General features: G+C 73.3%; 9 protein-coding genes. 5 read left to right on the top strand and 4 right to left on the bottom strand.

The window, feature by feature from the left end; genetic code table 11:
• The first annotated feature begins 75 nt into the window (after positions 1–75).
• Together A3Q37_RS29165 and A3Q37_RS29160 are read left to right on the top strand one after the other, a co-directional pair.
• Positions 76–450, top strand: a complete 375-nt coding sequence (locus A3Q37_RS29165; protein ID WP_218064575.1) for an RNHCP domain-containing protein — start codon at positions 76–78, stop codon at positions 448–450.
• Between the two features lie 22 nt (positions 451–472).
• Positions 473–892 (top strand): RNHCP domain-containing protein, encoded by a 420-nt coding sequence (locus tag A3Q37_RS29160; protein ID WP_065488979.1) that lies wholly within the window; start codon positions 473–475, stop codon positions 890–892.
• Between the two features lie 78 nt (positions 893–970).
• Here the strand turns inward: A3Q37_RS29160 and A3Q37_RS29155 are convergent, their stop codons facing one another.
• Positions 971–3,310 carry an MMPL family transporter gene (locus A3Q37_RS29155; protein ID WP_079138035.1) on the bottom strand — a complete coding sequence of 780 codons (2,340 nt, stop codon included), beginning with the start codon at positions 3,308–3,310 and terminating at the stop codon, positions 971–973.
• Between the two features lie 169 nt (positions 3,311–3,479).
• Between A3Q37_RS29155 and A3Q37_RS29150 the strand changes: the two genes are divergently transcribed.
• Entirely contained in the window at positions 3,480–4,373 is an 894-nt protein-coding gene (locus A3Q37_RS29150) for an AfsR/SARP family transcriptional regulator (protein ID WP_079138034.1), read from the top strand.
• A 213-nt stretch (positions 4,374–4,586) separates the two neighbouring features.
• Here the strand turns inward: A3Q37_RS29150 and A3Q37_RS29145 are convergent, their stop codons facing one another.
• The 3 genes from A3Q37_RS29145 to A3Q37_RS29135 are packed head-to-tail and all read right to left on the bottom strand — an operon-like array spanning position 4,587 to position 7,725.
• Positions 4,587–5,423 (bottom strand): sugar phosphate isomerase/epimerase, encoded by an 837-nt coding sequence (locus tag A3Q37_RS29145; protein WP_065488974.1) that lies wholly within the window; start codon positions 5,421–5,423, stop codon positions 4,587–4,589.
• Positions 5,420–6,577, bottom strand: coding sequence for a dihydrodipicolinate synthase family protein (locus A3Q37_RS29140; protein ID WP_065488973.1), 1,158 nt, complete (start codon positions 6,575–6,577; stop codon positions 5,420–5,422). Before A3Q37_RS29140 ends, A3Q37_RS29145 begins: the two co-directional genes overlap by 4 nt.
• On the bottom strand, positions 6,574–7,725 hold the full coding sequence (locus A3Q37_RS29135; RefSeq protein WP_065488971.1) for a Gfo/Idh/MocA family protein: 1,152 nt from the start codon (positions 7,723–7,725) through the stop codon (positions 6,574–6,576). The genes A3Q37_RS29140 and A3Q37_RS29135 overlap by 4 nt, the downstream gene beginning before the upstream one ends.
• 109 nt (positions 7,726–7,834) lie before the next feature.
• Here A3Q37_RS29135 and A3Q37_RS29130 point away from each other — a divergent pair, with 109 nt between their 5' ends.
• Together A3Q37_RS29130 and A3Q37_RS29125 are read left to right on the top strand one after the other, a co-directional pair.
• Entirely contained in the window at positions 7,835–8,959 is a 1,125-nt protein-coding gene (locus tag A3Q37_RS29130) for a LacI family DNA-binding transcriptional regulator (RefSeq protein ID WP_065488969.1), read from the top strand.
• A gap of 395 nt (positions 8,960–9,354) precedes the next feature.
• The coding region (locus A3Q37_RS29125; RefSeq protein WP_065488967.1) for a type 2 lanthipeptide synthetase LanM family protein at positions 9,355–11,871 on the top strand (2,517 nt) is incomplete at its 3' end.

Raw genomic sequence — 11,871 nt, 5'->3', positions numbered from 1 at the left:
GTACGCCCCTGACACGAGGGGTGCTCGGTACTTCCCTGCTGCTTCGTTCCTCATTCTTCGGCAAGGAGTATCCGGGTGTCTCACGACAACCCCCAGCACCGCTCAGCCATGTCCTCCCTGGACACCTTCACCTGCGTCCGCTGCGGACTGACCGTCGCCGCGTACGCACCCGACGGCAGCCGGCGCAACCACTGCCCCAGCTGCCTGCACTCGCAGCACCTCGTCGACCGCGTCGAGGGCGGCCGCTCCGACTGCGAGGGCCGGATGACCCCGATCTCCATCGCGGTGCTGCGCACCGGCGACTGGATGGTCGTCCACCGCTGCACCCGGTGCGACGAGCTGACCTCGAACCCGGTCTGCGGGGACGACAACCAGCTGATCCTGATGCGGATGGCCGTACGTCCGCTGGCTCAGCCGCCCTTCCCGCTCGAAGCCTTCGGTGACCTGTGAACCGGGCGACCGGGAGGCTCCGATGACGCGGCGCAGGCCCCGGCGGACCTCAGGGCGCCGGCCGCAGCGGGCCAAGGACGTGCTGCACGGACCGGCCGGGGCGCGCGGTGACGCGTTCCGGTGCGTCGGCTGCCGGCTCGACGTCCCGCTGGCGGCGCCGGGCACCGCTCACCGTAATCACTGCCCGTCCTGCCTGGTCAGCCTGCATGTGGACGGCCGCGTGCCGGGTGACCGGGCGGCGGGGTGCCGTGGGCGGATGGTGCCCCTGAGCCTTTCGGTGCGGCAGGACGGGGAGTGGATGCTCATCCACCACTGCCTCGCGTGCGGACGGCTCAGCGCCAACCGCATCGCGGGCGACGACAACGCGCTGGCGCTCATCCGGCTGGCGCTGCGACCGCTCGCGGACGCGCAGATCCCCGTGCGGGCGATGCTCGCACTGTGATCCCGGGGCCGCCCGGCAACACCGCCGGGCGGCCCTCGGGGCGGGGCCCCGGGCCGCCACCTCCTGGGTCCTCGCCCGTCAGACCCTCGTCTCGGCGGTCTCTTCGGTCTCCGTGGCCGGGTCGCGGTCCCCGGTGGGCCTCGGCTCCGACTCGGAGAGGCCCCACCGGCGGTGCAGTGCGCGCAGGGGCTTCGGGGCCCACCAGTTGGCCCGGCCCGCCAGGCGCATCAGGACCGGGACGAGGACCGCGCGGATCAGGGTGGCGTCGATCATGATCACCGCGACCATGCCGAGGCCCAGCATCTTCAGGAAGACGACGCCCGAGGACGCGTACGTCGCGAAGGACGCGGCCATGATGACCGCGGCAGAGGTGATGAGCGGGCCGCTGCGTTCCAGGCCCGTCGCCACCGCGCCGAGGGTATCGCCCGTGCGGTCGTACTCCTCCTTGATCCGCGACAGCATCAGCACCTCGTAGTCCATCGACAGCCCGAAGGCCACACAGAACATCAGGATCGGGATGCTCGGTTCGATCGTGCCGGTCGGGGTGAAGCCGAGTACCCCGGACAGATGGCCCTCCTGGAAGATCCAGACCAGGGCCCCGAACATCACGCCGAGGCTCAGCGCGTTGAGCAGCGTGGCCTTCGCGGGGAGCAGCAGGCTGCCGGTCATCAGGAACAGCACGAGGAACGTGACCGCCAGGACCAGACCGAGGACCAGCGGCAGGCGGTCCACCAACTGCGAGCGGAAGTCGGCCAGTTCCGCCGGGTAGCCGCCGATCCGGACCTCAACGGGCCGGCCTCTCCGAAGGTCGTCGCCGCCCGCGGCCGTCGTGCGGATCTCCGACAGCAGGCGGTCGACGTCGTGGTTCAGGCCCTCGTGGGTGGCGACCACGGAGTACCAGGTGTCCTCCTCATGGCCGAACCGGTCGGCGGCGGCCCCCGGTTCGGCGATCCTGTTGCCGTCGGCGTACGAACCGGTGAGCGCGTCGACCTGGTACACCTCGGGGATGCGGGACAAGGCGACCGCCGTGGCCTCGATCTCCTCGCCGTTCGCGGCCGTTCCCGGCTGCCCCCGCCGCAGTACCTGGATCGCGTCCATCTCCTCCGCCGCGAAATTGTCGCGGATCTCCTGCTGCACGATCCGGCTGGACACCCCCTCGGGCAGCACCCGTTCGTCGGGCGTGCCGAAGGTGAGGCCGAGCACCGGGGCCGCCAGGGCCAGCAGGACCACCAGGGCCGGGACGCCGTAACGGAGCGGGTGTCGCATCATGCGTAGTGCTGTTCGGTGCCACCAGCCGCTCTGTGTACGGGAGTTGGCCTCCTTACCCTTGCGGGCGACCCGGTCGCCCAGGCGCGCCAGTGCCGCCGGAAGGATCACCAGGGCCGCGAAGACCGCGGTGAGTACGGTGCCGACGCCCGCGTACGCGAAGGAGCGCAGAAAGGGGAACGGGAACAGGAGCAGGCAGGACAGCGACACCAGAACCGTGAGGCCGCTGAACGTGACCGTGCGGCCCGCACTGCCCACCGTGTACGCGACCGCCTCGGGCACGGGGCGGCCCGAACTCAGCTCCTCCCGGAAGCGGTTGATGACGAACAGGCTGTAGTCGACGCCGAGTCCGATGCCCATCACCAGCGCCAGGTTGGCGGCGAACGTCGACACCTCGGTGACGTACGTGACCAGGTGCATCAACGCCAGCGTGGTGATCACCGAGAACAGGCCCATGCCGAGCGTCAGCGCCGCGGCCGCGAACCGGCGGTAGATCGCGAAGAGCAGCAGCAGGACCAGCGGGAACACGATCATCTCGGCCCGCAGGAAGTCCTGCCGGGACTGCTCGGCCACCTGGCGGAAGATCTCATCGCCGCCGCCCACCCGGACCGTGAACAGCTCCTCGTCCCGGGTGAAATCCGGTGAGATCGTGGCGAGTTCCGTGCGGGCCTCGGTCACCGTGCCGGCCATCCTGGCGATGATCAGGGCCTGTCTGCCGTCCAGGCCGCGCAGGGTGGGCGAGCCGTCGCGCGACCAGTACGAGGCCACGTCGGCGACACCGTCGCGCCGCGCCAGCTCCTCCTCCAGCGCGCGGGCCCCGGCGGCCACCGGTTCGTCGTCGACCGTGCCCTGCCGGGCCGTGACCATGAGCAGCACGCTGGGCGTAACCTCGCCGAACTCCTTCTCCAGGACCGCCCGGGTGTCCACCGATTCCGAACCCGGGCTCTCGAAGCGGCTCAGGACGAGACGGTCCATCGCCCCGGCGGCGAGCACCAGACCCACGACGGTCAGGAGGATGCCGATACCGGTCATCAGCCGGGAGCGGGTGGCGGTGAGGTGTCCCCAGCGGCGGAGCGCGGGCGGTCTGTCGTCGGTCGCGGGTCTGCCCTCGCCGGGTTTCTGGTCCTTGCGGCTGCGGTCATCGCGGTGCATACGGTCTTCTCCGGGGGAAGCGGCGCTCGTTCGCCGGGCACGGTGAGCTGCGTCCCGGCCACCTTCACGTACGCCGCTGGACGGAACGCTGGACGATGCGCTGGAGGGAGCGGAGCCGCACCGTAGCCTGAAAGCGGGAACGAGGCGTTCACGGCGTTCAGGGGGAGACATGTCAGGTGTGCTGCTGCGTCGCGGCCGGGACGAGCCCGCCCCGAGACCTGGGCGGGCGGCGCCCGACGGCCTCGATCCGTCGCGCCTGACCATCCGGCTCTTCGGGCCCCTCGTCGTCAGCCGCGGGCCCACTCCCCTGGAACTCGGCCCGCCCAAACAGCGGGCCCTCCTCGCGGTGCTGCTCCTGCGGCCCGGCATGGAGACGGGGGTCGACCAGCTGACCGAGGCCCTGTGGGGCCAGGAGTACCCGGCGTACGCGAAGAACCTCATCCAGAAGTCCGTCTCGGGGCTCCGGGCCCTGCTGCAACCGGGCACCGCCGACGGGCCGGGCGCGGAGATCGCCTGGTCGGGGGGCGGCTACCGGCTCGACGTCGGGGACGCGGACGTCGACCTCTACGCCTACGAACGGCTCGCCGTCGCCGGTCTCGCGGCCGCCCGCGACCGCCGGCTGGAGCGCGCCGCCGACCTGCTCGAACAGGCTCGCATCATGTCGACGGGGCCGCTCGTGGAGGGGCTCGACGGGCCGATGATGGAGCGGGAACGGCTCTTCCGCCAGGAGCGGTTCCTGACGGACATGGAGGTCCTGGCCGAGGTGGAGATGGAGCTGGGCCGGCACCGCTACGGCGTGCCGCTGCTGCACTACGCCGCGCACAAATACCCGATGCGCGAGCGGTTCGTCTGGCTTCTGATGCTCGCGCTCCACCGCTCGGACCGGGGCAACGAGGCGCTCGTCGTGTACGCCGGGCACCGCGCCCGCGTCGCCTCGGAGCTAGGGTCCGAGCCGGGGCCCGCCCTGCGCGCCCTGCACGCGCGGCTCCTCGCCCAGGATCCCGGGCTGATGACCCTGTCCACGCTGCGCGAGACCGGCCGGGAAGCGGGAAGCCCTGCGTGAAACCGGCCGTAAGGAGCGCCGCGCGAGGCAGACGCACAAAGCGGAATGGGGCCCGGCCTCGCGGCCGGACCCCCCTCGCTTTCCCCTCCCGTCGGGCCTTCCCGTTCCCCCCGGACCCCTCCCCGGAAGTCCCGACGCCATGTGTGACCCGGGAGGGTACCCAAAGGTTGCAGTCCTTTGCGATCTCTTTACCTTCGGCCGGGTGCGGGGCTCTCAGCAGGCATGTCGCACATAGCGTTCCGCCACTTCCGCCAGGACCTCCGCCCCGTCGCGGGCCCACAGCGCCTCGTTGAAGATCTCCACCTCGATCGGGCCGTCGAAGCCGGCTGCTTCCACCGCGCTCCGGAACGCCCTGAAGTCCACACTTCCGTCGCCCAGTTGCCCCCGGCCCAGCAGAACTCCCGCCGGGAGCGGGGTGATCCAGTCGGCCAGCTGGAAGGAGTGGATACGGCCGCCGGCGCCCGCACGGGCGATCCGGTCGAGCGCCTGGTCGTCCCACCACAGGTGGTACGTGTCCACGACCACCCCGACCTGTTCGGCCGGGAAGCGTTCGGCGAGGTCCAGGGCCTGGGCGAGGGTGGAGACCACGCAGCGGTCGGACGCGTACATCGGGTGCAGGGGTTCGATCGCCAGCCGTACGCCTCGCGTCGCGGCGTACGGGGCGAGCACCGCCAGCGCCTCGGCCACGCGCTCGCGGGCCCCGTGCAGGTCGCGGCTGCCGGGCGGGAGGCCGCCGGAGACCAGGACCAGGGTGTCGGTGGACAGGGCCGCCGCCTCGTCGATCGCCTCCCGGTTGTCGTCCAGGGCGCGGGCGCGTTCGGCGGGGTCGAGGGCGGTAAAGAAGCCGCCCCGGCAGAGGCTGGTGACGGTGAGCCCGGCGTCCGCGAGGAGCCGTGCCGTGCGCTCGACGCCGTACGCCTGCACCGGGGCCCGCCACAGGCCGACCTTGCCGATGCCCGCCTTCACGCAGCCCTCGGCGAGCTCCGGCAGCGACCACTGCTTGACGGTCTCCTGGTTGATGCTCAGACGTGCCAGATCGCCGTTGGTCATCGGGTGCCTCCGTGGACGGCGAGCAGCGCGCGCATGCGGTGTGCGGCCAGGTCGGGATCCGGGAACAGGCCGAGGCCGTCGGCCAGTTCGTACGCCGTCGCCAGATGCGGCAGCGAGCGGGCCGACTGGAGTCCGCCCACCATCGTGAAGTGGTCCTGGTGGCCGGCCAGCCAGGCGAGGAACACCACGCCCGTCTTGTAGAAGCGGGTGGGCCGCTGGAACAGGTGACGGGACAGCTCGACCGTGGGGTCGAGGAGGGCCCGGAAACCGTCCACGTCCCCCGTGTCCAGCACCCGTACCGCATGCGCCGCCAGCGGGCCCAGCGGGTCGAAGATGCCCAACAGGGCGTGGCTGAAGCCGCGTTCGTCGCCCGCGATCAGCTCGGGGTAGTTGAAGTCGTCGCCCGTGTAGCAGCGCACCCCGCCCGGGAGGCGGCGGCGGACGTCGATCTCGCGGGCCGCGTCCAGGAGGGAGATCTTGATGCCGTCGACCTTGTCCGGGTGTTCGGCGATGACCTTGAGGAAGGTGTCCGTGGCCGCGTCGAGGTCGGTGCTGCCCCAGTAGCCCTCGAGCGCCGGGTCGAACATCGGGCCCAGCCAGTGCAGGATCCCCGGTTCCGACGCCTGGCGCAGGAGATGGGCGTACGTGGCGAGGTAGTCCTCGGGGCCCCGGGCGGCGCGGGCCAGAGCGCGCGACGCCATGAGGATCGGCTGGACGCCGTGCGCCTCGGCCAGGGCGAGTTGTTCCTCGTACGCGGCCCTGACCTCGGCCAGGGTGGGCGCGACGCCGTTGTCGGGCAGCTGGTCGGTGCCCACGCCGCAGGCGATCCGGCCGCCCACCGCCTTCGCCTCGGCGGCCGAGCGGCGGATCAGTTCGGCCGCGCCCGCCCAGTCCAGGCCCATCCCGCGCTGCGCGGTGTCCATGGCCTCCGCGACGCCCAGGCCGTGCGACCAGAGGTGGCGGCGGAAGGCGAGCGTGGACTCCCAGTCGACGGCCGCCGGATCGTCCGGGCCGATGTCCGCGTACGGGTCCGCGACCACGTGCGCGGCCGAGAAGACCGTACGGGAGGAGGGGGCGCCGGCGCCCGGCGTCAGGTCGAGCGGGGTGGCGCGGGGGGTGTACAAGCCCTGGGGCAGTGGGACGGCAGCCGTCACAGCGTCAGCTCCGGGATGTCGAAGCGGCGGCCCTCGGCGGACGACTTCAGCCCCAGCTCGGCCAGTTGGACGCCCCGGGCGCCGGCCAGCAGGTCCCAGGTGTACGGCGCGTCCTGGACGACATGGCGCAGGAACAGCTCCCACTGGGCCTTGAAGCCGTTGTCGAACTCCTGGTTGTCCGGGATCTCCTGCCACTGGTCACGGAACGATTCGGTGACCGGCAGGTCCGGGTTCCAGACGGGCTTGGGCGTCGAAGAACGGTGCTGTACGCGGCAGTTGCGCAGGCCCGCCACCGCCGAGCCGTGCGTGCCGTCCACCTGGAACTCCACCAGCTCGTCCCGGTTGACCCGGACCGTCCAGGAGGAGTTGATCTGCGCGACGGCCCCGCCCGCCAGCTCGAAGATGCCGTACGCGGCGTCGTCGGCGGTCGCCTCGTACGGCTTGCCCTGCTCGTCCCAGCGCCGCGGAACGTGCGTACGGACATGCGCGGTTACGGAGGTGACCTGGCCGAACAGTTCGTGGAGCACGTACTCCCAGTGCGGGAACATGTCGACGACGATGCCGCCGCCGTCCTCCGCGCGGTAGTTCCACGAGGGGCGCTGGGCCTCCTGCCAGTCGCCCTCGAAGACCCAGTAGCCGAACTCCCCGCGCACGGACAGGATCTCGCCGAAGAATCCGCCGTCGATCAGGCGCTTCAGCTTGCGCAGGCCCGGCAGGAAGATCTTGTCCTGGACGACCCCGTGCTTGATGCCGGCGTCACGCGCGAGGCGGGCCAGGTCGAGGGCCCCCTCGACGTCCGTCGCGGTCGGCTTCTCCGTGTAGACGTGCTTGCCCGCCGCGATCGCCTTCTTGATCGCCTCCACCCGGGCCGAGGTGACCTGGGCGTCGAAGTAGATCTCGACCGTGTCGTCCGCGAGCACCGCGTCCAGGTCCGTCGACCACTCGGTCAGACCGTGGCGCTCGGCGAGTTCCTCCAGGGCGTGGGCGCGCCGGCCGACGAGCACGGGCTCGGGCCACACCACCTCGCCGTCGCCGAGATCCAGGCCCCCCTGCTCGCGGATCGCGAGGATCGAACGCACCAGGTGCTGCCGGTGTCCCATGCGTCCCGTGACGCCGTTCATGGCGATGCGCACTGTCCTGCGTGTCACGAAGTTCCCTCCATACAGCCGTAGCAAGCGCTTTCTACGAAAGATGACGCTAGCCTGCCGACAGCGGCCGGACAAGAGGGGGCCGCACGTGACCTCACGGAGGACAGCGATGACAGTCACCCTGGCGGATGTGGCGGCCCGCGCCCGGGTGTCCCCGGCCACCGTCTCCCGTGTGCTGAACGGCAACTACCCGGTGGCGGCCTCGACCCGGGAACGGGTCCTGCGTGCGGTGGACGACCTGGACTACGTGCTCAACGGCCCCGCCAGTTCGCTCGCGGCGGCCACGTCCGACCTGGTCGGCATCCTGGTCAACGACATCGCCGACCCCTTCTTCGGGATCATGGCGGGGGCGGCGCAGACGCAGATCGGCGGCCCCGGGGACGGTTCGGGGCGGGCGGGCGGCGAGAAGCTGGCCGTCATCTGCAACACGGGCGGCTCCCCGGAGCGCGAGCTGACCTATCTCACGCTCCTCCAGCGCCAGCGCGCCGCCGCCGTCGTCCTCACCGGCGGCGCGGTCGAGAATCCGGCGCACCAGGCCGCGATGTCGGCGAAGCTGACGAAGCTGGCGGACGCGGGCACCCGGATCGTCTTCTGCGGGCGGCCCCCGCTGCCCGACGGGGACGCGCTCGTCGCCGCCCTCGCGTTCGACAACCGGGGCGGCGGCCGCCGCCTCACCGAGCACCTGATCTCGCTCGGCCACCGCAGGATCGGTTACGTCGCCGGGCCCCGGGAACGCACCACGACCCGGCACCGGCTGGAGGGCCACCGGGAGGCGCTGCGCGCGGCGGGGCTCGACGCGCTTCCGGCGGGAGGCGACGCGGGCGGTACGGCGGCGGGCTCCGGCGGGCGGGGGGCCGGCGACGACGACCCGCTCGTCGTGCACGGGCCCTACGACCGGCGCTCCGGGTACGAGGCCACGCTCGAACTCCTGCGCAGGGCACCGGACGTGACCGCGATCGTGGCCGCCAACGACACCGTGGCGCTGGGCGCGTGCGCGGCGGTCCGGGACCAGGGGATGCGCATCCCGCAGGACATCTCGGTCGCGGGCTTCGACGACCTGCCGTTCTCGGTGGACGCGGTACCGGCCCTGACGACGGTCCGGCTGCCGCTCTTCGAGGCGGGCGCGCGGGCGGGGCGGCTCGCGATGGGCAAGGAGAACCCGCCGCCCGGTGGCATCGCGACCATCGCGGCCGAGCTGATGATCCGGGGGTCGACGGCGGCGCCGAGGGGGTAGGGGGCTGGGGGGTTGGGGCTTGGGCCCCCAGGCCCCGGCGGCGGGCCCTGAGCTGGTCCGGGCGGCCCCTCCCTGAGCCGGTCCGGGCGGCCCCACCCTGAGGCGGTCCGGGCGGCCCCCGGCGTGCCCGGTGCGGGGCGAACGGCCGCCACTGCCGGGCCGGTGTGCGGCGGCCGCCGTCGGGCCCGCCGGCCGTTCGCCACCGCCGGGTCCGGCGTCCCGCCGCAACCGCCATGCCCGGTGGGTGTTCCCCTGCTGTGGGGGCCCGGGGTCCCTGCGGGCCGGAGGGCGAAAGATGGGGGCGACTCCCCCATGTGCCCGTACCCCCTCCCCCGCCACGATGGTCACGGGCGGTCCGCACGGGGCCGGGCCGGGGCCGGGGAGGTGCGGGGCGCGTGGCGGAGAAGAACCTGATCGACAGAGGTACGAGCCGTCGCCCTGCCCCCGCCGTCCCCGCCTCCGCCCCCGCCGTCTCCGTCGTTTCCCTCGACGGTACGGGCGGCGAACCCTGGTGGCTGCCCGGTGTCGTCGGGGGCAGCACGTCCGGCGAACCCGCCTGGGCGGCCTTCGCCCGGGAGGCCGTCGCCGCCGCCCCGCGTGACGTTGTGGTCGCCGACCGCGCGTACCCGGGGCTCAGCGGCTTCGGGCCCATCGTCGCGCCGTTCGTCGAGGCGGCCGCGGGCAGGCTCCGGGACGCGCTGGCGGACGGGGGGCCCGAGGGGGACGGGAAGCCCGTCCTCGCCGACTTCCGGCGGCAGTTGACCCGGCGGCTGGCCCGGATCGCGGCGCGCACCCTCGTCACCGAGCTGCACGAAGCCCGGCGGCTCGGGCGGTTGAGCGGGGACGGGCCCGAGGAGCGCTTCCGGGACTTCGTCGCGGTGACCGCTCGCCGGGACGGGCTCGACCGGCTCGTCACCGGGTACCCGGTGCTGGCCCGCCTCCTCGCGACGGCCTGCCTCAACACGGCTGACGCCTTCGCCGAGTTGATCGCGCGGCTCACCGCCGACCTGGATCTGCTGGCCCCGGCAGGGGTGTTCGGCGACCGGACCGGAGCACTCGGCACCTCCACGGGTCCTGGGGCACTCACCGGGGTCGAGGCCGGTGCGGGTGACAGCCATCGCGGGGGCCGGTCCGTGATGCTCCTGCGGTTCGCCGACGGTACCCGGCTGGTCTACAAGCCGCGCCCGCTCGCGGCCCACCGGCACTTCAACTCCCTTGTCGAGTGGTTCGGTTCGCTGCCGGGCGCCCCCGAGCTGCGGGTGCTGCGCGTCCTGGACCGGGGGGACTACGGCTGGGCCGAGTTCGTCGAGGAGCGGCCCTGCGCCTCGGCGGCGGAGACCCGGCGGTTCTACCGGCGCCAGGGTGCGCTGCTGGCCCTGCTGCACGCGCTGGACGGTACGGATCTGCACCACGAGAACCTGATCGCCTGCGGACCGCACCCGGTGCTGGTCGACGTGGAGACCCTGTTCCACCCGCCGCTGGGGCCCGCCCGTTCCGCCGATCCGGCCGCCCGGGCCCTGCACGACTCCGTCCACCGGGTGGGCCTGCTCCCCCAGTTGCTCGTCGGGGACACCACCGCGCTCGACATGTCCGCCATCGGCGGGGGCCGGGCCGCCTCCTCCCCCATCGAGACCGCCGACTGGGCGGACGCCGGGACCGACCGCATGCGGCTGGTACGGCGAGCCGGGCGGTTCACCGAGTCCGCCAACCGGCCCCGGCTCGGCACCGAGGCCGCCGACCCCTCCGCGTACACCGAAGCCCTCTGCGACGGCTTCCGCGCCGGGTACACGGCGATTCACGACCACCGCGACGAACTCCTCTCCACGGATGGGCCGTTGCGGCGGTTCGCCGGGGACGAGGTGCGCGTCGTGCCCCGCCCCACCTGGACGTACACGACGCTGCTGGACGAGTCGACCCACCCCGATCTGATGCGGGACGCCACCGAACGGCACCGGGTGCTGTCCCTGCTGCGCACCCCGCTCCTGGGTGTGCCCGCGCTGCCCGGCGTGGAGGATGAGGAGATCGCGGAGCTGTGGCGCGGTGACGTACCGGTGTTCGCCACCCGGCCGGGCTCCACGGAGCTGTGGAGCGGTACCGGCCGTACGGTCGCGGGGCCGGCGCCCGACCCGTCCGCGCCCGCCCCGTCCGCATCCGCCCCGTCCGCGCCCGCCCCGTCCGCGTCCGACGCCGCTCTCACCGGTCTCGCGCGCGTCGAGGCGAAGGTGCGCGCGATGGACACCGTCGACCGCCAGGACCAGGAACGGATCATCCGGACCGCCATGGTCAGCACCTCCCCGCAGCCGCCGCACCGGCCCGGTCCGGACGGCCGGGCGCGGAGTGCGGCGACCGCGCCGGAGCCGGAGCAACTGCTGTCCGCCGCACGGTCGGTGGGCGACCAGCTCGTCTCCCTCGCCTACCGGCACGAGGGCCGCACCAACTGGATCGGGCTCGAACTGCTCGGCGAACGCTACTGGCGGCTCACGCCGATGGCGGCGGATGTCGCGGGCGGCTACACCGGACCCGCCCTCTTCCTGGCCCAACTCGCCGCGCTCACCGGCGTATCCCGGTATGCCGAGGCGGCCCGCGAGGCGCTCGCCCCGGTCCCGGGGCTGCTGGACGCCCTGCACGGTCGGGCCGACGAGCTCGGGACCCTGGGCTCCGGCGCGTACGCGGGCCTCGGCGGCATCGCGTACGCGCTGACCGAGGTGGGCACGCTGCTGGGCGACCCGGAGGTGCTGGACCAGGCCGGTCCGGCCGTCCGGCTGAGCTGCGCGGCGAACGCGGCCGAGGACGGGTACGGGGTGCGCGGCGGGGCGGCGGGCGGGCTGGTCGCGCTGCTCGCGGTGTACCGGGCCACCGGCCGCCCGCAGGCCTGGTGGGGCGCGGTGCGCTGCGCCGACCGGCTCGCCGCC

It is taken from the genome of Streptomyces sp. PTY087I2 (genome assembly GCF_001687325.1).
Classification (GTDB): domain Bacteria; phylum Actinomycetota; class Actinomycetes; order Streptomycetales; family Streptomycetaceae; genus Streptomyces.
This window is presented reverse-complemented; position numbering and strand designations above follow the sequence as displayed.

Coding starts and splice junctions, on each gene's coding strand:
- A3Q37_RS29160 (WP_065488979.1), top strand. CDS start 473: ATGACGCGGCGCAGGCCCCGGCGGACCTCAGGGCGCCGGCCGCAGCGG.
- A3Q37_RS29155 (WP_079138035.1), bottom strand. CDS start 3,310: ATGCACCGCGATGACCGCAGCCGCAAGGACCAGAAACCCGGCGAGGGC.
- A3Q37_RS29150 (WP_079138034.1), top strand. CDS start 3,480: ATGTCAGGTGTGCTGCTGCGTCGCGGCCGGGACGAGCCCGCCCCGAGA.
- A3Q37_RS29145 (WP_065488974.1), bottom strand. CDS start 5,423: ATGACCAACGGCGATCTGGCACGTCTGAGCATCAACCAGGAGACCGTC.
- A3Q37_RS29130 (WP_065488969.1), top strand. CDS start 7,835: ATGACAGTCACCCTGGCGGATGTGGCGGCCCGCGCCCGGGTGTCCCCG.